At 76.3% G+C, this 21,489-nt stretch carries 17 protein-coding genes and 2 riboswitches; of the genes, 6 read left to right on the forward strand and 11 right to left on the reverse strand.

All coding sequences use genetic code 11. From position 1 onward, the window contains the following. Positions 1–10 precede the first annotated feature (10 nt). From cobN to Sfr03f_RS21230, 4 genes are read left to right on the forward strand one after another with little or no spacing between them, the layout of a single operon-like run. Positions 11–3,595 (forward strand): cobaltochelatase subunit CobN, encoded by a 3,585-nt coding sequence (gene cobN / locus Sfr03f_RS21215; protein WP_245967720.1) that lies wholly within the window; start codon positions 11–13, stop codon positions 3,593–3,595. Next, positions 3,592–4,335 (forward strand): precorrin-6A synthase (deacetylating), encoded by a 744-nt coding sequence (cobF, locus tag Sfr03f_RS21220; RefSeq protein ID WP_245967683.1) that lies wholly within the window; start codon positions 3,592–3,594, stop codon positions 4,333–4,335. Before cobN ends, cobF begins: the two co-directional genes overlap by 4 nt. Beyond that, positions 4,332–5,813, forward strand: coding sequence for a cobyric acid synthase (locus Sfr03f_RS21225; protein WP_174721625.1), 1,482 nt, complete (start codon positions 4,332–4,334; stop codon positions 5,811–5,813). Before cobF ends, Sfr03f_RS21225 begins: the two co-directional genes overlap by 4 nt. Beyond that, positions 5,810–6,538 (forward strand): cobalt-precorrin-6A reductase, encoded by a 729-nt coding sequence (locus Sfr03f_RS21230; RefSeq protein ID WP_108955583.1) that lies wholly within the window; start codon positions 5,810–5,812, stop codon positions 6,536–6,538. The genes Sfr03f_RS21225 and Sfr03f_RS21230 overlap by 4 nt, the downstream gene beginning before the upstream one ends. Positions 6,539–6,550: 12 nt before the next feature. Here Sfr03f_RS21230 and Sfr03f_RS21235 read toward each other — a convergent pair whose 3' ends face one another. The 5 genes from Sfr03f_RS21235 to Sfr03f_RS21255 all read right to left on the reverse strand — a co-directional run bounded on the left by Sfr03f_RS21235 (position 6,551) and on the right by Sfr03f_RS21255 (position 13,271). Then, positions 6,551–6,928, reverse strand: coding sequence for a cupin domain-containing protein (locus Sfr03f_RS21235; RefSeq protein WP_108955970.1), 378 nt, complete (start codon positions 6,926–6,928; stop codon positions 6,551–6,553). Between the two features lie 127 nt (positions 6,929–7,055). Then, entirely contained in the window at positions 7,056–8,105 is a 1,050-nt protein-coding gene (locus Sfr03f_RS21240; protein ID WP_108955584.1) for a cobalamin biosynthesis protein, read from the reverse strand. Further along, positions 8,087–10,537, reverse strand: a complete 2,451-nt coding sequence (gene cobBC / locus Sfr03f_RS31815; RefSeq protein ID WP_218028171.1) for a bifunctional hydrogenobyrinic acid a,c-diamide synthase/histidinol phosphate aminotransferase CobBC — start codon at positions 10,535–10,537, stop codon at positions 8,087–8,089. The genes Sfr03f_RS21240 and cobBC overlap by 19 nt, the downstream gene beginning before the upstream one ends. Beyond that, complete coding sequence (gene cobO, locus Sfr03f_RS21250; protein ID WP_108955585.1) at positions 10,531–11,145, reverse strand: cob(I)yrinic acid a,c-diamide adenosyltransferase; 615 nt, start codon at positions 11,143–11,145, stop codon at positions 10,531–10,533. Before cobO ends, cobBC begins: the two co-directional genes overlap by 7 nt. After that, on the reverse strand, positions 11,145–13,271 hold the full coding sequence (locus Sfr03f_RS21255) for a VWA domain-containing protein (RefSeq protein WP_174721626.1): 2,127 nt from the start codon (positions 13,269–13,271) through the stop codon (positions 11,145–11,147). Before Sfr03f_RS21255 ends, cobO begins: the two co-directional genes overlap by 1 nt. A gap of 27 nt (positions 13,272–13,298) precedes the next feature. After that, a riboswitch (cobalamin riboswitch) is annotated at positions 13,299–13,463 on the reverse strand. Between the two features lie 28 nt (positions 13,464–13,491). Here Sfr03f_RS21255 and cbiE point away from each other — a divergent pair. Then, positions 13,492–14,757, forward strand: a complete 1,266-nt coding sequence (gene cbiE, locus Sfr03f_RS21260) for a precorrin-6y C5,15-methyltransferase (decarboxylating) subunit CbiE (protein ID WP_108955587.1) — start codon at positions 13,492–13,494, stop codon at positions 14,755–14,757. Here the strand turns inward: cbiE and cobM are convergent. The 4 genes from cobM to Sfr03f_RS21280 are packed head-to-tail and all read right to left on the reverse strand — an operon-like array spanning position 14,729 to position 18,649. Continuing rightward, the gene (gene cobM / locus Sfr03f_RS21265; protein ID WP_218028172.1) at positions 14,729–15,496 is read right to left on the reverse strand and encodes a precorrin-4 C(11)-methyltransferase; all 768 of its coding nucleotides are present in this window, start codon (positions 15,494–15,496) and stop codon (positions 14,729–14,731) included. The two genes, cbiE and cobM, sit on opposite strands and share 29 nt — an antisense overlap. Further along, positions 15,493–17,076 (reverse strand): precorrin-2 C(20)-methyltransferase, encoded by a 1,584-nt coding sequence (locus Sfr03f_RS21270; RefSeq protein ID WP_108955589.1) that lies wholly within the window; start codon positions 17,074–17,076, stop codon positions 15,493–15,495. The genes cobM and Sfr03f_RS21270 overlap by 4 nt, the downstream gene beginning before the upstream one ends. Then, positions 17,073–17,765: a precorrin-8X methylmutase gene (locus Sfr03f_RS21275; protein ID WP_108955590.1), complete on the reverse strand. Its 693-nt coding sequence runs from the start codon at positions 17,763–17,765 to the stop codon at positions 17,073–17,075. The genes Sfr03f_RS21270 and Sfr03f_RS21275 overlap by 4 nt, the downstream gene beginning before the upstream one ends. Beyond that, positions 17,762–18,649, reverse strand: coding sequence for a ferredoxin-like domain-containing protein (locus Sfr03f_RS21280; protein ID WP_108955591.1), 888 nt, complete (start codon positions 18,647–18,649; stop codon positions 17,762–17,764). Before Sfr03f_RS21280 ends, Sfr03f_RS21275 begins: the two co-directional genes overlap by 4 nt. A 55-nt stretch (positions 18,650–18,704) precedes the next feature. After that, a riboswitch (cobalamin riboswitch) is annotated at positions 18,705–18,908 on the reverse strand. Between the two features lie 55 nt (positions 18,909–18,963). Between Sfr03f_RS21280 and Sfr03f_RS21285 the strand changes: the two genes are divergently transcribed. After that, positions 18,964–19,809, forward strand: coding sequence for a DUF1028 domain-containing protein (locus Sfr03f_RS21285; RefSeq protein ID WP_108955592.1), 846 nt, complete (start codon positions 18,964–18,966; stop codon positions 19,807–19,809). A 155-nt stretch (positions 19,810–19,964) separates the two neighbouring features. On the opposite strand, the gene Sfr03f_RS21290 is transcribed toward Sfr03f_RS21285, so the two are convergent. Together Sfr03f_RS21290 and Sfr03f_RS21295 are read right to left on the reverse strand one after the other, a co-directional pair. Further along, a complete protein-coding gene (locus Sfr03f_RS21290) occupies positions 19,965–20,732 on the reverse strand; it encodes an alpha/beta fold hydrolase (RefSeq protein ID WP_108955593.1) in 768 nt (255 codons plus the stop codon). A gap of 64 nt (positions 20,733–20,796) precedes the next feature. Then, the gene (locus Sfr03f_RS21295; protein ID WP_108955594.1) at positions 20,797–21,447 is read right to left on the reverse strand and encodes a GNAT family N-acetyltransferase; all 651 of its coding nucleotides are present in this window, start codon (positions 21,445–21,447) and stop codon (positions 20,797–20,799) included. Between the last annotated feature and the right edge of the window lie 42 nt (positions 21,448–21,489).

The following is a 21,489-nucleotide window of genomic DNA, read 5'->3' on the forward strand; positions in this document are numbered from 1 at the left end:
GGCCTTGACCGTGCCTTTTGCGCTGCTGTCCACGTCCGACACCGATCTGCTCTCCGCGCGGGCCAGTGGCGCCGCGTACGTGTGGGCCAATCCGTCCCGGGCCTCCGACGAGGAACTCGCCGCCGTGGTCGACGGCGCCGCCCTGGTGGTGGTGCGGCTGCTGGGGTCTCCGCACGACCTGTGGCCGGGGCTCGCGGCCGTCCGTGAGCGGGGTACGCCGCTGGTGGTGCTGGGCGGCGAGCTCCAGCCGAGCGCCGAGCTGATGGAGCACTCGACGGTGCCCGTCGGCGTGGCGGCCGACGCCCACCGGTACCTCGCGGAGGGCGGGCCGGCGAACCTGCGGCGGCTGCACGCGTTCCTCTCGGACACGGTGCTGCTCACCGGCGAGGGCTTCGAACCGCCGGAGGCGGTGCCGCTGTGGGGGCTCGCCGCCCGCGAGGCGCCGGTGGACGCCTCGCTGCCGAAGGTGGGGATCCTGTACTACCGGGCCCACGAGGCCGGCGGCAACGCGGCGTTCGCGCACGCCCTGGCCGACGCGGTGGACGCCACCGGCCGCGCGGTGGGCGTGCCGGTCTTCGCCGGGTCGCTGCGGTCCGCGCCGGACGAGCTGTACGAGGCGCTGGCCGGCTTCGACGCGCTGGTGGTGACGGTGCTGGCGGCCGGCGGCAGCGTCCCGGCGTCGGCGGGCGCGGGCGGTGACGACGAGGCCTGGGACGTGGAGCGGATGGCCGCCCTGGACGTCCCGGTGCTGCAGGGGCTGTGCCTGACGAGTTCCCGCGACGAGTGGGAGGCGTCGGAGGACGGCGTCACGCCGCTGGACTCGGCGAGCCAGATCGCCATCCCGGAGTTCGACGGGCGGATCATCACCGTGCCGTTCTCCTTCAAGGAGATCGACCGCGACGGCCTGCCGCGCTACGTCGCGGACCCGGAGCGGTGCGCCCGGCTGGCGGGCATCGCGGTCAACCACGCCCGGCTACGGCACGTGCCGAACGGGCGGAAGCGCATCGCCGTGGTGCTGTCGGCCTATCCGACCAAGCACTCCCGGATCGGCAACGCGGTCGGCCTGGACACCCCCCGTTCCGCGGTGCGGCTGCTGCGGCGGCTCCGCGAGGAGGGCTACGACCTGGGCGCGCCGGGAGATCTGCCCGGCCTCGACCTGCCCGACGACCAGGAGGCCGGGGACGCGCTGATCCACGCGGTGATCGCCGCCGGCGGCCAGGACGAGGAGTGGCTGACCTCCGGTCAGCTCACCGACGCCCACGTGCGGATCACCGCCGAGGAGTACGCGGCGTGGACGGCGGACGTGCCGTCCGCGCTGCGGGACGCGATGACCGAGGCCTGGGGTCCGGCTCCGGGCCGGCTGTTCGTCAACGAGGCCGGGGAGATCGTGCTGGCCGCGCTGCGGGCGGGCAACGTGGTGGTGCTGGTGCAGCCGCCGCGCGGCTTCGGGGAGAACCCGGTGGCGATCTACCACGACCCGTCGCTGCCGCCGAGCCACCACTACCTGGCCGCCTACCGCTGGCTGGAGAACCGTTTCGGCGCGGACGCCGTCGTCCACCTGGGCAAGCACGGGTCGCTGGAGTGGCTGCCGGGCAAGAACGCCGCGCTGTCGGCGGCCTGTGCCACCGACGCCGCGCTCGGCGCGATGCCGCTGGTCTACCCGTTCCTGGTGAACGACCCGGGAGAGGGCGCGCAGGCCAAGCGGCGGGCGCACGCCACCGTCGTCGACCACCTGATCCCGCCGATGGCGCGCGCCGAGTCCTACGGCGACATCGCGCGTCTGGAGCAGCTGCTCGACGAGCACGCCAACATCGCGAGCATGGACCCGGCGAAGCTGCCCGCGGTGCGGGGCGAGATCTGGTCGCTGCTGCGGGCGGCGGAGCTGCACCGCGACCTGGGGCTGGAACAGCGGCCCGACGACGAGGAGTTCGACGACTTCCTGCTCCACGTCGACGGCTGGCTCTGCGAGATCAAGGACGCGCAGATCCGCGACGGCCTGCACGTGCTGGGCGAGGCCCCGGCCGGTGAGGCCCGGGTCAACCTGGTGCTGGCGATCCTGCGGGCGGCCCAGGTGTGGGGCGGAGTCGGCGGCGCGGTGCCGGGGCTGCGGGCGGCGCTGGGGCTCAAGGGCGACGACGCCTCGGCCGTGGTCGACGGGGTCGAGGCGCGGGCCCGGGAGCTGGTGGAGCGGATGGAGGCCGAGGGCTGGGACCCGGCGGCCGCCGCCGCCCTGCACGACGACCCGGAGGTGCGGCGGGTGCTGGAGTTCGCCGCCGAGCAGGTCGTGCCGCGGCTGGCCCGCACCACCGAGGAGCTGGACCACGTGGTGCACGCCCTCGCGGGCGGATACGTGCCGGCCGGTCCCTCGGGTTCGCCGTTGCGCGGGCTGGTGAACGTGCTGCCGACCGGACGCAACTTCTACACGGTGGACCCGCGGGCGGTGCCGTCGCGGCTGGCCTGGCAGACCGGTCAGGCGATGGCGCGCTCGCTGGTGGAACGGCACCTGGCGGAGACCGGGACCTACCCGGAGTCGGTGGGCCTGTCGGTGTGGGGGACGTCGGCGATGCGGACCTCGGGCGACGACGTGGCGGAGGTGCTGGCGCTGCTGGGCGTGCGGCCCGAGTGGGACGAGGCGTCCCGGCGGGTGTCGCGGCTCGAGGTGGTGTCCCTGGAGGAGCTGGGCCGCCCCCGCATCGACGTCACGGTCCGCATCTCCGGGTTCTTCCGCGACGCCTTCCCGCACGTGGTGGCGATGCTGGACGACGCGGTGCGCCTGGTCGCCGCGCTCGACGAGCCGGAGGACCGCAACTACGTGCGGGCGCACGCCCGGGCGGACCTGGCGGTGCACGGTGACGAACGCCGGGCCACCACCCGCATCTTCGGCTCGAAGCCGGGCTCCTACGGGGCGGGCATCCTGCAGCTCGTGGAGTCGGGCAGCTGGCGCGACGACCGCGACCTCGCCGAGGTGTACACGGCGTGGGGCGGCTTCGCCTACGGCCGTGGCCTGGACGGGGTGCCGGCGGCGGACGACATGCGGGCCAACTACCGCCGGATCAAGGTGGCGGCGAAGAACATCGACAGCGCCGAGCACGACATCGCGGACTCCGACGACTACTTCCAGTACCACGGAGGGATGATCGCCACGGTCCGCGCGCTGACCGGCTCCGACCCGAAGGCGTACGTGGGCGACTCGACCACGCCGGACGCGGTGCGCACCCGGACGCTGGCCGAGGAGACGGCCCGGGTGTTCCGCGCCCGGGTGGTCAACCCGCGGTGGATCGCGGCGATGCGCCGCCACGGCTACAAGGGCGCGTTCGAGCTGGCGGCGACGGTCGACTACCTCTTCGGGTTCGACGCGACGGCCGGCGTGGTGCACGACTGGATGTACGAGAAGCTGGCCGCCGAGTACGTCCTGGACGAGGAAACGCAGGAGTTCCTGCGGCGCTCCAACCCGTGGGCGCTGCACGGCATCGTGGAGCGGCTGCACGAGGCGGCGGACCGCGGCCTGTGGGCGGAGCCCGACCCTGAGACCCTGCGGGCGATGGCCGAGGTGTACCTGGAGGTCGAGGGCGAGCTGGAGGAGCGGTCCGAGTGAGCGGCGCGGTGAGGGTGCGGATCCTCGGCATCGGCATGGGGCCGCGGCACCTGACCGCCGAGGTGGTGGAGGCCCTGCGGGGCTGCGACTACGCGGTGGCCGCGCGCAAGGCGGACGACGACGGGCTGCTGGAGGCGCGCCGCGTGGTGTGCCAGGCGCACGGCGTGGAGCTGGTGGAGGTGCCGGACCCGGAGCGGGACCGGCGCGACCCGAAGGACTATCCGGGGGCGGTGGCGGCCTGGCACGAGGCGCGGGTCGCCGCCTACGAGCGGGTGCTGGCCGCGCGCGGGGGGACGGCGGCGTTCCTGGTGTGGGGCGATCCCTCGCTGTACGACTCCACGGTGCGGATCGTGGAGCGGATCGCCGCACGCGGCGTGGTGCCGGTGGAGTGGGACGTGCTGCCCGGGGTGAGCGCCCCGCAGCTGCTGGCGGCGCGCCACCGGATGGTGCTGCACGAGGTGGGGCGGCCGGTGCACGTGACGACGGCCCGCCGGCTGGCGGCCGCGGTCGCGGAGGGTCAGGACAACATCGTGGTGATGCTGGGGGCGGAACCTCGGTTCGAAGGGCTGGCGGACTGGTCCGTGTGGTGGGGGGCCAATCTCGGCACGGACGGCGAGGAGCTGGTGGCCGGCCGCGTCGGGGAGGTGCTGCCCGACATCCTGCGCGCGCGGGAGCGGGCGCGGCGGGCGGCCGGCTGGGTGATGGACGTGTGTCTGCTGAGGAAGGGCGCGGTGGCGTGAGCGGGCTGCTGGTGGCCGGAACCACCTCGGACGCCGGGAAGAGCGTGGTGACGACGGCGCTGTGCCGGGCGTTCGCCCGCCGGGGGCTGCGGGTGGCGCCGTACAAGGCCCAGAACATGTCGAACAACTCGATGGTGTGCCGGGGCCGTGACGGGGCGACGGCCGAGATCGGGCGCGCCCAGTGGGTGCAGGCGGTGGCGGCGCGGGCCGTGCCGGAGCCGGCGATGAACCCGGTGCTGCTGAAGCCGGGCACCGACCGGCGCAGCCATGTGGTGCTGATGGGGCAGCCGGCCGGGGACGTGTCCTCGTCGAACTGGGAGGAGGGGCGCCGACATCTGGCGCGGGCGGCGCACGCCGCCTACGACGACCTGGCGGCCCGGTACGACGTGGTGGTGGCCGAGGGCGCGGGCAGCCCCGCCGAGATCAACCTGCGGGCCGGCGACTACGTGAACATGGGGCTGGCCCGGCACGCCGGGCTGCCGGTGGTGGTGGTCGGCGACATCGACCGGGGCGGGGTCTTCGCCTCGATGTACGGCACGGTGGGGCTGCTGGAACCGGCCGACCAGGCGCTGGTGGCCGGGTTCGTCGTCAACAAGTTCCGCGGCGACCCGGGTCTGCTGCGGCCGGGCCTCGACGACCTGGAACGGCTCACGGGGCGCCGGGTGTTCGGTGTGCTGCCGTGGGATCCGGGGCTGTGGCTGGACTCGGAGGACGCCCTCGACCTGGAGGGCCGCCGGGCGCGCGGGGACGCGGTGCGGCGGGTGGCCGTGGTGCGGCTGCCGCGGGTCAGCAACTTCACCGACGTGGACGCGCTCGGGCTGGAGCCGGACCTGGACGTGGTGTTCGCGTCGGGGCCCGGGGACCTGTCGGACGCGGACCTGGTGATACTGCCGGGGACCCGCTCGACGCTGGCGGACCTGGCGTGGCTGCGGTCGCGGGGCCTGGACCGGGCGGTGGTGGAACACGCCCGGCGGGGGCGGCCGGTGCTGGGCGTCTGCGGTGGGTTCCAGATGCTGGGGCGGGTCGTCACCGACCCGGACGGCGTCGAGGCGCGGCCCGGTGCGTCCGCCGAGGGGCTGGGGCTGCTCGACGTGCGGACGGACTTCTCGGCGGACAAGACGCTGCGGCTGCCGCAGGGTTCGGCGCTGGGGGCGCCGGCGTCCGGCTACGAGATCCACCACGGGCGGATCACCGTGGGCGACGGCGCGCAGGAGTTCCTGGGCGGGGCCCGGGCGGGCAACGTGTTCGGGACGATGTGGCACGGCAGCCTGGAGGGCGACGCCTTCCGGTCGGCGTTCCTCGCCGAGACGCTGGGGCTGGCGCCCTCGGGGGTGCGGTTCGCCGAGGCGCGGGAGGCCCGGATCGAGGGTCTCGCCGACCTGGCGGAGGAGTACCTGGACGTCGACGCGCTGGTCGCCCTGGCACGTGACGGTGCTCCGGCCGCGCTCGCGGTGCTGCCGCCCGGAGGTGTGCGGTGAGGCTGCTGCTGCTGGGCGGGACCTCGGAGGCGCGGGAGCTGGCCGCGCTGCTGGTGGACGCCGGGATCGACGTGACGACCTCGCTGGCGGGCCGGGTCGCCCGGCCCCGGCTGCCGGTGGGCGCGGTGCGGATCGGCGGCTTCGGTGGTGTGCCCGGGCTGCTGGCGGCGCTCGCCGGCTACGACGCGGTGGTCGACGCGACGCATCCCTTCGCCCAGGGCATGAGCGTCAACGCCGAAGCGGCGTGCGGGAGTTCCGGGACGCCGTTGCTGCGCCTGGAGCGGCCGGAGTGGGAGGCGGACCCGGCCTGGAATTACGTCTCCTCGCACGAGGAGGCCGCGCGGCGCGCCGCGGACCTGGGGGCGCGGCCCTTCGTGACGGTGGGGCGGCAGGAGCTGCGCCGGTTCGTGCCGGCCCTGGCGCCGCGTGCCGTGCTGGCACGCGTTGTCGACGTCCCGGACCTCGAACTGCCGCCCGCGTGGCGGCTGGTGACCAGCCGGGGGCCGTACTCGCTCGACGGGGAGCTGGAGTTGTTCCGCGAGCACGAGGCGGACGTGCTGGTGACCAAGGACTCGGGGGGCACCTACACCTGGCCCAAGATGGAGGCCGCGCGACTGCTGGGCGTCCCGGTGGTGGTCGTCAGGCGACCGCCGGGCGCGGCCGGTGTGCCGGTGGTCCACGACGTGGCCGAGGCGTTCGCCTGGGTCCGTGCCGCGGCCGGCTGACCGGCCCCGCCCTCACTCCTCCCCGGCCGCGGGCACCGCGTAGCCGGGGAGCGAGGGCCAGCGGACGGTGAGGACCACCGACTCCTCCTCCGCGACCCAGGAGTGGTCCACGCCCTCACCCCACACGACGTAGTCCCCCTGCCGCTCGAGCACGACGCTGCGGTGGGGGAACTCCACCCGGAACCGCCCGCTGACGAGCACCTGCAGCGCGGTGCGCTTCTCGCCGCGCACCCACTGCGCCCGCCGGTCGCCCCGCGGGTGGACGCCCCACTTGATCTCCACGGCCTCGCTGTGCCGCGGGTCGCCCGCCTCCTTGAAGTGCCCGAGCAGCCAGCCCCGGTCCAGGGCCGCGTCCTGACCGGCGTTGCCCGTGTACACGCTGTCGTCCATGACTTCGGACACTAACAGCCGCGGCGTCCCGGACCTGCGGCGCAGGGCCGTGGCATTCCCGGCCGCCGGGTCCGGCAGCCTGACCGGGACCGGGAACCAGACCGGGAAGAGGACCGCGGGCAGCACCTCACCGGGACCCTGAGGGACGCTGTCGCCGGCGGAGCCCGGGTGCCGGCTGTGCCCGCGCCGCCCGCGTCGCCGCGAACGCGGCCGCGGTGAGGGCCGCGCCGAGGCCGACGCGGCGGGCCAGGGTGGTGGCGCGGGGGATGTCGGGTGGGGTGGGGGGCGGACCGTCGCCCATGGTGGGGCGGTGCTCGGTGCCGGAGGCGTAGTGGTTGGTGCCGCCGAGGGTGACGCCGAGGGCGCCGGCGAAGGATGCCTCGACGACGCCCGCGTTGGGGCTGGGGTGGCCGGCGGCGTCCCGGTGCCAGGCGCGCAGGGGCCCGGCGGGGCCGGTGGGCGAGGCGGCGGCGGCGAGCAGGCCGGCGAGGCGGGCGCCGGGGAGGTTGAGGAGGTCGTCGAGGCGGGCGGAGGCCCAGCCGAAGCGTTCGTGGCGCGGGGTGCGGTGGCCGACCATGGCGTCGAGGGTGTTGGCGGCCCGGTAGGCGAGCAGGCCCGGCACACCGGTGAGGGCGCCCCAGACGAGGGGGGCGACCACCGCGTCCGAGGTGTTCTCGGCGACGGACTCGACGACGGCCCGGGCGACCTGCCCCTCGTCCAGGGTGGTGGTGTCGCGGCCCACCAGGGAGCGGAGCCGGCGGCGGGCGGCGGGCAGGTCGGGGGCGGCGAGGTGGGCGTGGACCGCGGACGCCTCGCGTTCCAGGGAGCGTCCGCCGAGGACGGCCCAGGTGGCCGCGGCGGTGACGGCGAGGTGGAGTGCGGGGCGGCGGGCTGCGGCCCGTTCCGCGGTGATGCCGAGGGCCGCGGCGCCGCCGACCAGGAGCGCGGTGTAGGCCGCGCCCCGGGCACGGGAGTCGGCGTGCAGCCGCCGTTCGAGGGCCCCGGCGACGGTGCCGAAGCCGGCGACCGGGTGGAAGCGGCGCGGGTCGCCCAGCAGCCGGTCGGCGGCGTGCCCCAGAAGCAGGCCGGCCGCACGGGTGCCGGCGCGGGACGTGCCCGCGCGGGTGGCGGCACGGGACGTGCCCGGGCGCGATGTGCTCAGGCGGGAGCGGCGCATGCCCGCACCTCCGCGAGGGCGTCGAGGAAGCGGCGGGTGGTCTCCGGCGGCCGGACCGCGAGGCGGATCCAGGAGGCGTCCAGGCCGGGGAAGGTGTCGGCGCGCCGGACGGCGATGCCGTGCTCGCGGAGCAGGCCGTGCAGCCCTTCCCCCGGCCGGGCGAGGACGAAGGGGCCGCTGGAGGGGGTGAACGGCACCCCGGCCGCGGTCAGCCCGTCCTGGAGGAACTCCCGCCAGGCGGCGAGTTGTTCGGCGCGCCTACGGGCCTCGGGAAGCGCCTCGGGGGCGGTGCAGGCGACGGTGGCGGCGACGGCGGGGGACGACAGCGACCAGGGGGTCTGGGCGCGGGCCAGTTCCCGCACGACGGCCGGGTCGCCGACCAGGTAGCCGGCCCGTATGCCGGGGATCGACCAGTGCTTGGTCAAGCTGCGGATCACCAGCAGCCCCTCGGCCCGCTCGTCGGCGAGGGACTCCGGTTCGCCGGGGACGGCGTCCATGAAGGCCTCGTCGACGACGACCAGGCGGCCGCGGCGGCGCAGCGCGCGCAGCGTGGCGGCCGGGTGGAGGGCGCCGGTGGGGTTGGTGGGGTTGCCGATCACCACCAGGTCGGCGTCCTCGGGGACGGCGGCCGGGTCGAGGGCGAAGCCGTCCTCGGGGCGGCAGAACACGCCGGTGACGGTGTGTCCGGCCTGTTCGAGGGCGGCGTGCGGCTCGGTGAACTGCGGATGGACGACCACGGGGCGCCGCCAGGGGCGCAGGCGGGCGACCAGCGTGAACGCCTCGGCCGCGCCCGCGGTGGGCAGCGCCTCCTGCGGCGGCCGGTGGTGGCGGCGGGCGACGGCGCGGCGGGCCGGTTCCGCGTCGGGGTACGCGGCGGCGTCGGCGATGCTGTCGTGCAGCGCACGGTCGAGCCAGTCGGGGCGCTCGCCCGGGTAGACGTTGACGGCGAGGTCGAGGAGGCCGCCGCGGGCCTCCAGGTCGCCGTGGTGGCGCAGCGGGTCCCAGGCGGTGGCGCCGTCGGAACGCGGGGCGCCGGACGCACCCGCGTGGTGGACGGCGTCGGCGAACCGCTGGGCGAGCCGGGGGTGTCCGGCCCAATGGACGTGCAGGTAGGAGGCGTGCAGCGTCGGTGAGGCGAAGCCCTCGGCCCGGCCCTCGATCTCCCAGGCGGGGGTGGTGGCGCAGGCGCCGGGGGCGGTGCGGGTGCGGTGGAACTCGTGGCCGGTGACCCGCTCCCCCGCCCGGGTCAGGAGGGTGTCGCCGGGCGAGGCCGCGTGCGGGTAGCGCAGGGTGAGGCGTCCGGTCATCGCGGCCTGGGCGGGGACGACGCCGGCCATCGGGGTGTCGTCCAGGGTCTCGGTGAGGTAGAGCAGGCCGGCGCATTCGGCCACGGTGGGCACGCCGTCGCGGACGGCCTGGCGGACGGAGGCCAGCAGGGGCGCGTTGGCGGCGAGTTCGGCCGCGTACACCTCGGGGAAGCCGCCGCCGAGGTAGAGGCCGCGGGTGCCGGGGGGCAGGGCGGGGTCGGTCAGCGGGTCGAAGGCGACGACCTCGCAGCCGGCGGCGGCCAGCAGCTCCTCGGTCTCGGTGTAGCGGAAGGTGAAGGCGCGGCCGCCGGCCACGGCGACGACGGGGCGTTCGCCGGCGGGCGGCGCGGTGACCTCGTCGGCCGGGTTCCAGGGCACGGCGTCCAGCGGCGGGGCGCTGCGGGCCAGGGCGAGGACGGCGTCGACGTCGACGTCCCGGGCGATCCGCTCGCCGAGCCTGCGGACGGCGCGGGCGGAGTCCTCGCGTTCGGCTGCGGGGACGAGGCCGAGGTGGCGGGAGGGGGCGCTGATTCCGTCGTCGCGGTGCACGACGCCGAGCACGGGCAGCCGCAGGGAGCGGCGTATCTCGGCGACGTTCCGCTCGGAGCCGGCCTTGTTGAGGATGACGCCGACGACCTCGACCGCGGGGTCCCAGGAGGCCATGCCCTCGACGATCGCCGCGGCCGAGCGGGACATCCGGGACACGTCGACGACCAGGACGACCGGCGTGCGGGTGAGGGCGGCGACGTGGGCGGAGGAGGCGAAGCCGTCCGTGCCGATCCGTCCGTCGTGCAGGCCCATCACCCCTTCGACCACGGCGACGTCGGCGCCGCGGGCTCCGTGCAGCAGGAGCGGCGCGACCCGCTCCTCCCCCACCAGGTGGGGGTCGAGGTTGCGGCCGGGGCGGCCGGTGGCGAGGGCGTGGTAGCCGGGGTCGATGTAGTCGGGGCCGGTCTTGTGGCCGCTGACTGTGTGGCCGGCCTCGCGCAGGGCGGCCATCAGGCCGGTGGCGACGGTGGTCTTGCCCTGGCCGGTCATCGGGGCGGCGATCATGACGCGGGGCAGCGGTACGGGCCCCGGGCCGTGCGGGGCCCGCGGGGGTCCCTGCCGGGGGTGGGTCACCATTCGATGCCTCGCTGGCCCTTCTGCCCCGCGTCCATGGGGTGCTTGACCTTGGTCATCTCGGTGACCAGGTCGGCGGCCTCGAGCAGTTGGGGGGCGGCCCGGCGCCCGGTGATGATCACGTGCTGGCGGCCGGGGCGCTCGCGCAGGGCGGTGACGACGTCCTCGACGTCGATCCAGCCCCAGGCGAGGGGGTAGGTGAACTCGTCGAGGACCAGCAGGTCGTGGGTCTGCTCGGCCAGGCGCCGCTTGATCTCCGCCCAGCCCTCGACGGCGGCCGCGGCGTGGTCCTCGCTGTCGCCGTGCTTGCGGGTCCAGGACCAGCCGGAGCCCATCTTGTGCCACTCGACGGGGCCGCCCTCGCCGGTCTCCTCGTGGAGCCGGCCGAGGCGTTCCAGGACGGTCTGCTCGCCGATGCGCCACTTGGCGGACTTCACGAACTGGAAGACCCCTATGTTCCAGCCCTGGTTCCAGCCGCGCAGGGCGAGACCGAAGGCGGCGGTGGACTTGCCCTTGCCGTCGCCGGTGTGGACGACCAGGAGGGGCTTGTTGCGGCGCTGGCGGGTGGTGAGTCCGTCGTCGGGCACGACGGTCGGCTGTCCCTGGGGCATCAGGCGGCCCTCTCTCGGACGGCGGTGCTCAGCGCGTCGGCGCTGACCTCGCGGACGGGCAGGTGGTCGGCGTGCAGGCGGGCGGCCAGGCCGGCGGCGAGGCCGAGCCGCAGGGGTCCGGACTCGCTGTCGACCACCACGGTGCTGACGCCGAGTGAGGCGACCTGGTCCGCGGCGTGCAGCGAGCGGGCGACGGCGTCCTTGCCGCCGGTGGCGCGGCCGTCGGTGACGACGACCAGCAGGGGGCGCAGCCGCGGGTGGCGCCGGCGTTCGCGGGCGACGACGCGGGCGGCCTCCAGCAGCCCTTCGGCGAGGGGGGTGCGGCCGCCGGCCGGGAGGTCGTCGAGGCGGGCGGCGGCGATGTCCACCGAGTGGGTGGGGGGCAGGGCGAGTCCGGCGCCCTGCCCGCGGAAGGTGATCAGGCCGACCTTGTCGCGGCGGCGGTAGGCGTCGAGGAGCAGGGAGAGGACGGCGGTCTTGACCTGGGTCATGCGCTTGCGGGCGGCCATGGACCCGGAGGCGTCGACGCAGAAGAGGATCAGGTTGGCCTCGCGCCCCTCCCGGACGGCGGTGCGCAGGTCCTCGCCGCGCAGCCGCAGCGGGCCGTCGGCGCGGCCGGTCCGGGTGCGGGCCGCCGCGGCGCGCACCGTCTCGACCAGGTGCAGGGAGCCGCCGGCGTCCTGGCCGGGCCGGGCGACGCCGACCCGGCGGCCCCGGCTGCCCAGGGCTCGGCTGCGGCGGCCGTCGGTGCCCTCGCCGGTGCCCCGGACGGTGAGCAGTCGCGGCCGGTAGGGGGCGGTGGCCTTGACGGTGGTGTCCTGCGCGGCTCCCCGGCCGGGGGGCGCGGCGGGGGTCCGGTCGGCGTCGTGGTCCGGCGCGTCGGCGGGTTCCACGGGCGGAGCCTGGGCGGCCGGGGCGGCGTCGTCGGGCGCCTGACCACCGGAGGGGCCCTCGGCGCCTCCACCGGTCTCCCCCGGGTCGCGCGGGTCGGGTGCGTTCTCCCCCGGCCCGTCGTCCCCGGGCCCGTCCTCGCCCCGTCCGTCCGGGCCGTCGTCGGCCGGGGGCTGCGAGGGCGGCGGGTCCGGCGGGAGTTCGTCGTCGCCCAGGATCCGGTCGAGGAGTTCCTCGTCGAGCCCGGGCGCGTCGAAGGGGTTGCGGCGGCGCCGGTGCGGCAGGGCGAGACGGGCGGCGCGGCGGATGTCGGCGCGGGTCACGGTGGTCCGGCCGGCCCAGGCCGCGTGAGCCACGGCGGTGCGGGCGGTGACGATGTCGGCGCGCAGTCCGTCCACGTCGAACGCGGCGCATATCTCGGCGATCTTGGTGAGCGCGGTGTCCGGGAGGAGGACCCGGCCGAGCCGTTCGCGGGCCGCCGCCACGCGGGCCGCCAGGGCCTCCTCGGCGGGGCGGTGGCGGGCCGCGAAGCCGGCCGGGTCGGCGTCGTAGGCCATCCGCCGGCGCACCACCTCGGCGCGCGGCGCGGGGTCGCGGGGTGCGGCGACCTCGACGGTGAGGCCGAACCGGTCGAGGAGCTGCGGCCGCAGCTCGCCCTCCTCGGGGTTCATGGTGCCGATGAGCAGGAACCGGGCGGCGTGCTCCACCGAGAACCCGTCGCGTTCGACGGTGACCCGCCCGGTGGCGGCGGCGTCCAGCAGCAGGTCGACCAGGTGGTCGGGGAGGAGGTTGACCTCGTCGGCGTACAGGATGCCGCGGTGGGCGCGGGCCAGCAGGCCCGGCTCGTAGGCCACCTTGCCGTGCGAGAGGGCCTTCTCCAGGTGCAGGGAGCCGAGGACGCGGTCCTCGGTGGCGCCGACGGGGAGTTCGACGAGCCGCACCGGGCGGCTCTCCACCGCCGCCCCCGCCTCGAAGGGGCCGTCCGGCGAGGCGTCGTCGGGGTCGGCGGGGTCGGTGGAGAAGCGGTCCTCGGGGTGGACGTCCACGGGCGGCAGCAGGGCGGCCAGCGCGCGGGCGGCGGTCGACTTGGCGGTGCCCTTCTCGCCGCGGACCAGGACGCCGCCGATCGCGGGCGAGATGCCGGTCAGGACCAGGGAGAGGCCGAGGTCGTCGAGTTCGCCGGCGTCGCAGCCGACGATCGCGGAAAAGGGGTAGTGCGAACGCACCAATGGCATGTGAGGCTCCCGCTCGTTTCGCCATCCGTAAAGGGCGGGCGCGAGGCCGGTCTTCGGACTTGCCGAGTCCTCGTGAGCGAGGCTCGGTTCACCGCAGCGGGCCTGTGCCGGAATCTCACCGGGCTTCCCAGATTCTCCCCGCCGGCCGTCCTCACCGTTTCCGATGGCTGGACCGTAGGGGCACCTCGTGCCGTTGAAGGACCACGATAGCGTCACCGGCATGACGATCGGCACGCCCCCTCCCCCCGCCCCCTCGAACACCGCGCCCCCGGCCGCCGTTTCCCGGATCACCGTCGTCGGCGTGACCGCCGACGGCTGGCCGTCGCTGCCCGAGCGGCTGCGGCGCACGGTGCGGGAGGCGGAGGTGGTGCTGGGCGGGCGGCGGCATCTGGCGATGCTGCCCGAGGTCGCCGGGCAGCGGCGTGAGGCGTGGCCCTCGCCGCTGCGCGCGGGCCTGCCGCCGCTGCTGGCGTCCCTGGGCGGGGCGCGGGTGGTGGCGCTGGCCTCGGGCGACCCGCTGGTGTCCGGGATCGGCACGACGCTCGTCGATCTGCTGGGAGTCGCGTCGGTGCGTGTCGAGCCGGCGGTGTCGTCGGTGGCGTTGGCACGGGCCCGCATGGGCTGGCCGTCGGAGCGGTGCGCGGTGGTGACCCTGGTGGGCCGTGATCCGCGGCTGCTGCTGCGGGAGCTGGCGCCCGGTCACCGGGTGCTGGTGCTGTCCTCCGACGCCGGGACGCCGGCCGCGGTGGCGGCGCTGCTGGCGGGCGCGGGGTACGGCCGGAGCGTACTGACGGTGCTCGGTGACCTGGGCGCGGAGCGTGAGTCGCGGTTGTCGGGCACGGCCGACGAGTGGCTGGCCTCGCCGCCCGGCGAGGTGTCGGCCCTGAACGTGCTGGCGCTGGAGCTGGCGGGGCCGCCGGCTCACGGGCTGGTGGCGGGGCTGCCGGACGACGCGTTCGAGAACGACGGCCAGCTGACCCGGCGTGACCTGCGGGCCTCGGCGCTGGCGCGGCTGGCGCCCGCGCCGGGGCAGCACCTGTGGGACGTGGGCGCAGGCGCCGGCTCGGTGGGCATCGAGTGGATGCGGGCGCACCCGACCTGTGCGACCACCGCCGTGGAGGCGAACACCGAACGCGCCGCCCGCGTCGCCCGCAACGCGGGACGGCTGGGCGTGCCGGGGCTGCGGGTGGTGACCGGGCGCGCCCCGGACGCGCTGGCCGAACTGCCGCCGCCGGACGCGGTGTTCATCGGCGGCGGAGCCACCCGGCCGGGCGTCCTGGAGACGTGTCTGGGCGCGCTGCGGCCGGGCGGCCGGCTGGTGGTGCACGGGGTGACGCTGGAGACGGAGACGCTGCTGGCGGACGCCTACCGCCGCCACGGCGGGGAGTTGACCCGCCTGGCGGTGGAGACGACGGCGCCCATCGGTTCGTTCACCGGATGGACGCCGGCGCGGACGGTCACCCAGTGGAGCCTGACGGTGGGCTGAGACGGGGGCGGGCCGGGTCGTAGAGGAACGACTCGCCGCCGGGGGCCGGGTCCAGGGCCCGGCCCACCAGGATGACGGCGGCCTGGCGCAGGCCGGCCGCCTCCACCGCGTCGGCGATGTCCGCGACGGTGCCGCGCAGCACCGACTCCTGCGGCTGGCTGGCCCGGTGGACGACCACGACCGGGCAGTCGGGGCCGTACTCGGGCGCCAGCTCCTCCATCAGCTCGCGGACGCGGGTGATGGCCAGGTGCAGCACCAGGGTGGCCCGGGTGGCGGCGAACGCGGCCAGCGACTCGGTCGCGGGCATGGCCGTCGACCGGGCCCGGGTGCGGGTGAGGACCACCGACTGGGCGAGCAGCGGGACGGTCAGCTCCCGCCCCGCCACGGCCGCCGCGGCGGCGTAGGCGGGGACGCCGGGGGTGACGTCCCAGGGGACACCGTGGGCGTCCAGGCGTCGGGTCTGCTCGGCGAGGGCCGAGTACAGCGAGGGGTCGCCGGAGGTCAGGCGCACGACCTGCCGGCCCTGCCGGTGGGCGTCGACCAGGTGCTCGGTGATGCGGTCCAGGTCGAGCCGCTGGGTGTCGACCAGTTCGGCGCCGGGCGCGCAGTGGTCGAGGACCAGCGGGTCGAGGTAGGTGCCGGGGTAGAGCACCGTGCCGGCCTCGGCGAGCAGCCGCACCGCCCGGACGGTGAGCAGGTCCGCGGCGCCGGGGCCGGCGCCGACGAAGTGGACGGTCACGGCTTCACCCACCTCGGGGTCCAGACCCGGCCCGACGCCGAGACGCGGGTGCCGGAGGCGCCGACGATCAGCAGGCAGCGCATGTCGATGGTGGCGGGGTCGAGGTCTCCGAGCGTGGTGACGGTCAGCGACTCGCCGGGCCGTCCGACGCCCCGGCCGACCACGACGACGGTCTCCGGCGGACGGTGTTCCAGCAGGACGCGGCGGGCGGTGGCGATCTGCTCGGTGCGGGAGCGGGAGGCCGGGTTGTAGACGGCCAGCGCCATGTCGGCCTCGGCGACGGCGCGCAGGCGGCGTTCGACGACGTCCCACGGCTTGAGCCGGTCGGAGAGGCTGACGACCGCGAAGTCGCCGCCGACGGGGGCGCCGGCCCGTGCGGCGACGGCCTGGACGGCGCTGACGCCGGGCAGCACCCGCACCGGGACGTGCCGCAGGTCCGGGTCCTCGGCGGCCTCGAAGACGGCGGTGGCCATGCCGAAGACACCGGCGTCCCCGCCCGAGACCACCGCGACGCGCTCGCCCCGCGCGGCCAGTTCCAGGGCCAGGCGGGCGCGTTCGATCTCCACGGTGTTGCCGGAGGCGTGCCGGGTCAGGCCGGGACGCTGGGGCACCCGGTCGACGTAGGGGCCGTAGCCGACGACGTGGTCGACCTCGGCGAGCGCGGCGGACGCCTCGGGGGTCAGCCACGCGTCGGGGCCGGGTCCCAGGCCGACGACCAGCAGCTCGGCCGCCGGGGTCGTGGAGCCGGTGGGTCCCGTGGTGCCCGCGGCGGCGGATTCCGCCGGGGCCGCGGAGGCCGCGGTCGGCCCGGTGACCGTACGGGCCTCGGCCGGTTCGCCGGGTCTGCGCGAGCGGGCCCCGTTGCGGCTGTCGCCGGTGACGATGATCAGCGAGAAGTACGGCACGGTGGAGGGGTCCACCTCGGCCACGGGCAGGCGCCGTTCGCCCTCCATCGAGGCCCGTTCGACGTAGACCGCGTGGTCGAGCCGGCCGGCCGCCTCCAGCGCGCGGCGCACGGCCGGGAAGGTGCGTCCCAGCTTCATCACGACGGCGGCGTCGGTGTCGGCGAGCCGGCGCGCCAGCTCCGGTTCGGGCAGGGTGCCCGGGAGCACGGTGAGCACGTCGGTCTGCCGGGAGAGCGGGGCCGCGGCGGCGGCCGCCGCGGCGGCGAACGCCGGGACGCCGGGCACGATCTGCGTCTCGTACCGCTCCGACAGCCGGTCGTGCATGTACATGTACGACCCGTAGAAGAGGGGGTCGCCCTCGGAGAGCAGCACGACGTCACGGCCGGCCTCGAGATGGGCGGCGAGCCGGGCGGCGGACTCCTCGTAGAAGTCGGCCAGGGCTCCCGTGTAGCCACCGGGGTGGTCGGTGGCGCCGGTGGTGACCGGGTAGGTGAGCCGCTCCTCGACCGCGGTGTCCGGGATGAGCGAGGCGGCGATGCGGCGGGCGTTGGACTCCTTGCCGCGGCCCGCGTGGTAGGCGACCACGTCGGCGGAGGCGATCAGCCGGGCCGCCTTGAGGGTGATCAGTTCGGGGTCGCCGGGGCCGACGCCGACTCCGTGGAAACGTCCGGTCACTCCTCCTCCTTGGCGAGTGCGTTGAGGGCCGACGACGTCATGGCGGAGCCGCCGCGGCGGCCGTGGACGGTGACGTACGGGATGTCGATGCCGTGGGTGGCGGCGAGTTCGGTGAGGGCCTGCTTGGACTCGGCGGCGCCGATGAAGCCGACCGGGCAGCCCACGATCGCCGCGGGGCGCGGCGCTCCGTCGACGAGCATCTCCAGCAGGTGGAACAGGGCGGTGGGGGCGTTGCCGACGGCGACCACGGCGCCCTCCATCAGCGGCTCCCAGAGGGAGACGGCCGCGGCGGTGCGGGTGGTGCCCCAGCGGCGGGCGAGGCCGGGCACCCGCTCGTCGCCGAGCAGGCACAGGACATCGTTGTCGCGCGGGAGCCTGCTGCGGGTGACCCCGGTGGCGACCATGGTGACGTCGCAGAGGATGGGCGCGCCCGACCGCAGAGCCGTGCGCGCGGCGGACACCAGTTCGGGGTGGATCACCAGGTCGTCGGCGAGGTCGACCTGGCCGGCGCCGTGGATCATCCGCACGGCGAGACGTTCCGCCTCGGTGGGGATGTGGTCCAGGCGGGCCTCGCGGCGGATGGTGGCGAAGGAGTCGACGTAGATGGCCGGGCCGTCGGCGAGGTAGTCGTAGTGCCGGGCGGGCCTGCGGGGCTCGGCGGGGCTCCCGGCCGGGGTGGGGGCGCTCATGCGGCCGCTCCCGGGACGATCACGCCGCGCCAGGGGGTGACGGTGAGTGCGGTGGCGCCCGCCGCGTGGGCCTCGTCGACGAGCCGGGCGACGTCGTCGGAGCCGAGCCCGGAGTCGGGGACGGGCACGTGCCGGCCCCCTTCGGGCAGCGGGCCCGGTGGCAGGGGTGGCTCGGGGCTCGGCAGTCCCGGGTCCGGGGCTGCCGACCCACCGAGGGGTTCGGGCAGTTCGACGATGTGCCAGGGGGCGGTGGGGCCGATGCCCCGGGCGTCCATGAAGCGCCGGGCGAGCCCGGTCAGGGCCGGGGCGGCCTCCGGCAGCGGGACGCGGGGGCCCCAGCCGTCGCCGACGCGCAGCTGCGCGGTGCCGGCGTCGAGGGCCACCAGGCCGAGGTCGCAGGTGCGGGTGAGCAGGTCGCCCCTGCCGTCGTCGAGGACGAACAGGAAGCGTGCGGGCAGGCCGGCCAGGCACGGATCGGCGCACAGCAGCCGGTCGAGTTCGGCCGCCACCGGGCGCAGGTCGGCGCGCCCGCCCCTGACCCCGGTGCGGGGCGAGACCATGACGTTCCTGACGAGTTCGTGGGTGCGTGAGGGCAGCAGGCCGGTGGCCTCGACGGCGTCGAGGACGGCGCTGCCGAGGCGGCCCTGGCTGCTGGGCAGGGCCCGTATCTGGAGGTTGGCGCGGCCGGTGACGTGGACGCGGCCGTCTCCGTGGCGTTCGGCGACGGCGGCGAGGGCGGTGAGGGACTCCGTGGGCAGGCGGCCGCCGATGAGGCGCAGCCGGACCAGGAGACCGTCCTCGGCCTGCCAGGGGCGCAGCACGCCCGGGCAGCGGTCGCGCCGGGCACGCCGGGCGGACAGGAAGGCGGAATCCATCGGGGACATGCGAGTCCTTCGAGGTCAGGGGCCCGTTCGCGGGGTCCTCGGTCGACCTGGCGGCCCGTCACCGCCAGCGCCAGCAGGTCTTCGGACTCGGGTTCCTCCGGTTCGGGCGCCTTCCCGGAGCGTCGCTCCAGTGGCTGCGCGGCGCCTGTGGCGCCCACGCGTGCCCGACCGTCACCCTCACCGCTGCGCGTCAGTCCCGGACTCTCACCGGGTTCCCTGACCCCACCTCGTGGAGTTCGACTGGCGCGACGAGCCTACCGTGCCGGGCGGACCGCGTGGGTGGGGGCCTCGATGCGGGGGGTTAAGGTCCGGCCATGACTTTCTCGATCGTTGCGCGCAGTGCCGACGGAACCTGCTTCGGGGTCGCCGTCGCGTCGAAGTTCCTCGCCGTGGGGGCGGCCGTTCCGGCGGCACGGGCCGGGGCCGGCGCCGTCGCCACGCAGGCGCTCGCCAACCTCGCCTACCGCCCCGACGGCCTGGGCCTGCTGGCCGAGGGGCGCACCGCCGGGGAGACGCTGGAGGCACTGCTGGCCGCCGACGAGCGGCGTGAGGACCGGCAGGCCGGGGTGGTCGACCGGGACGGGGGCTCGGTGACCTGGACCGGTCGGGCCTGCATGACGTGGGCGGGTGGCGTGTCCGGGCCGAACTACGCGATCCAGGGCAACATCCTGACCGGCCCGGAGGTGGTGCGGGCCATGGAGGAGGCCTGGCTCGCGTCGGACGAGGAGCTTCCGCTGGCGAGGCGGCTGCACGCCGCGCTGCTGGCGGGCGACCGTGCGGGCGGGGACAGCCGCGGGCGGCAGAGCGCCGCCCTGCTGGTGGTGTCGCCCGGCGGTGGGTACGGCGGCGGCAGCGACGTGCTGGTGGACCTGCGGGTCGACGACCACGCAGACCCGTCGGCGGAGCTGGGCCGGCTGCTGGAGCTGCATGACCTCTACTTCGGCCGGCCGGACCCGCGGACGCTGCTGCCGCTCGCCGGCGAGCTGGCCGAGGAGGTGGCGGGGCGGCTGGCCGCGCTGGGGCACCGCGGTGTGGAGCTGGACGTGGCGCTGTCGGAGTGGGCGGGGATCGCCAACCTCGAGGAGCGGCTGGTGGACGGGGCGATCGACCCGCTGGTGCTGGAGCAGTTGCGGGCGGCCGGGGGCGACGCGCGCGCGTAGGGCCTGTCCGGCGGATCATGCACGTGGGTCGCGGGGGTGCGCCTCCCTCCGCCGGGCCACGCGGCGCTCCCCTCCGGTGCGCCGGCCGCGGGTGCCGCCGGCCGCGGGTGCCGTGCGCGGCGTGCCCCGGCCGGGGCACGCCGCGGTCGCGCGGGTCAGCGGGCGTCGAGGAAAGCCGACAGTTCCGTCACGAAGGCGGGGTCGCGGAGGGCCCCGAGGTGGTCGCCCCGCAGCACGCGCAGGGTGGCCCCGGGCAGGGCGTCGGCGAGCACCTCGGGCCGTGCGGCGAGCGGGTCCTCCCCACCGGCCAGGAGCAGGGTGGGGGCGGTGACGTCGGCCAGGGGTATCGGCCGCTGGTGGATGGCCCGGGCGTGCGCCGCCAGGGCGAGCCGGTCGCCGCCGACGGCGTCGACGAAGGCGCGGAACGCGGCGGCGGCCGGGTCCTTCACGGTCGCCGGGTCGTCGACGGTCAGGGCGTCCACCAGGACGTCGCCGCCGATCACGCGGCTGTCCACTCCCCCGAGTTCGACCACGGCGGCTCCCACGCCGCCGATCACCAGGCGGCGGACCCGGGTGTCCTGTGCGGCGGTCAGCAGGCTGACCACGGCGCCCATGGAGTAGCCGACGAGGTCGTAGGCGTGCTCCCCGAGGTGGTCCATCAGCTCGCGCAGGTCCTGGGACATGCGGGCCTCGCCGTAGCGCGCCGGGTCGTGGGGCTTGGCGCTGCGGCCGTGGCCCCGGGCGTCGAGGGCGAGGACCCGGCGGCCGGCGGCGGTGAGGAACCGCACGACGCCGGGGGCGACCCACTCGATGTCGGAGTCGGCGATGAAGCCGTGGTGCAGGACGATCGGCGGCAGGTCGGACTCCGCCTCCCAGAGCTGGTAGTGGATCTCGAGGTCGTCGGAGGTCGTGAAGAAGGGCATGCCGGTGCTCCGTTCCGGTCGGGGGCAGGGGGTGTCTCGAGCTGTCGCGTGCCGGCCGGGCGGGTCAGCCCTCGCGGTGGCGGACGTGGACGTGGCCGGGGCCGGGGAACCGCGGTGGCCAGGGCGGAAGGACGCGAGCGAGGGTGTAGCCGCAGCGTTCGGCGACCCGGCAGGAGGCGTGGTTGGACTCCTGGTGGGTGAGTTCCAGGGCGGTCAGCGCGTCGAAGGAGGTGAACGCCCAGCGGGTGAGCGCCTCGAGGGCGCGCGGGGCGACGCGACGGCCGCGGGCCCGCGCGGCGGTCCAGTAGCCGACCTCGCCGAGCAGGGCGCCGGGGTGCGGGAGGCGCAGGACCACCTGGCCCGCGAGGGCTCCGGTGTCCGCCAGGTCATCGGGCTCCGTTTGGTCCCCGGCGTCCGCGGGACCTCCGGCCGCCGCGAGGGCTCCCGCCCCGTCGGCTCCGGTCCCGTCCTCCGGGGCGTTCCGCTCCTCCACGACGGCGAAGGAGAAACGCTCCCCGCGGTCGGCGGCTCGCTCCTGCGCGTCGATCCACCCGCGGGCCGCGGCCACGTCGTCGAACGGGCCGGTCAGCCAGCGGCGCATGGCCTCGTCCCGGTGGGCGTCGACCAGGGCGGCGGCGTCCGCCGGATGCCAGGGACGCAGGAGGAGGCCGTGGGCCGGGGCGGGGGAACCAGGGGCGGGGTACGTCGCACGCATGCCCGAAGCCTCACACGGCTCCGCGGGCTCCCGCGGCTGTTT

It is taken from the genome of Streptomyces fragilis, from assembly GCF_003112515.1.
GTDB lineage: Bacteria > Actinomycetota > Actinomycetes > Streptomycetales > Streptomycetaceae > Streptomyces > Streptomyces fragilis.

Bases quoted from the DNA above. Each gene is read 5' to 3' on its own strand.
- Sfr03f_RS21235 (WP_108955970.1), bottom strand. From the start codon at position 6,928: ATGGACGACAGCGTGTACACGGGCAACGCCGGTCAGGACGCGGCCCTG.
- Sfr03f_RS21240 (WP_108955584.1), bottom strand. From the start codon at position 8,105: ATGCGCCGCTCCCGCCTGAGCACATCGCGCCCGGGCACGTCCCGTGCC.
- cobBC (WP_218028171.1), bottom strand. From the start codon at position 10,537: ATGGTGACCCACCCCCGGCAGGGACCCCCGCGGGCCCCGCACGGCCCG.
- cobO (WP_108955585.1), bottom strand. From the start codon at position 11,145: ATGCCCCAGGGACAGCCGACCGTCGTGCCCGACGACGGACTCACCACC.
- Sfr03f_RS21255 (WP_174721626.1), bottom strand. From the start codon at position 13,271: ATGCCATTGGTGCGTTCGCACTACCCCTTTTCCGCGATCGTCGGCTGC.
- cbiE (WP_108955587.1), top strand. From the start codon at position 13,492: ATGACGATCGGCACGCCCCCTCCCCCCGCCCCCTCGAACACCGCGCCC.
- Sfr03f_RS21275 (WP_108955590.1), bottom strand. From the start codon at position 17,765: ATGAGCGCCCCCACCCCGGCCGGGAGCCCCGCCGAGCCCCGCAGGCCC.
- Sfr03f_RS21280 (WP_108955591.1), bottom strand. From the start codon at position 18,649: ATGTCCCCGATGGATTCCGCCTTCCTGTCCGCCCGGCGTGCCCGGCGC.
- Sfr03f_RS21285 (WP_108955592.1), top strand. From the start codon at position 18,964: ATGACTTTCTCGATCGTTGCGCGCAGTGCCGACGGAACCTGCTTCGGG.
- Sfr03f_RS21290 (WP_108955593.1), bottom strand. From the start codon at position 20,732: ATGCCCTTCTTCACGACCTCCGACGACCTCGAGATCCACTACCAGCTC.
- Sfr03f_RS21295 (WP_108955594.1), bottom strand. From the start codon at position 21,447: ATGCGTGCGACGTACCCCGCCCCTGGTTCCCCCGCCCCGGCCCACGGC.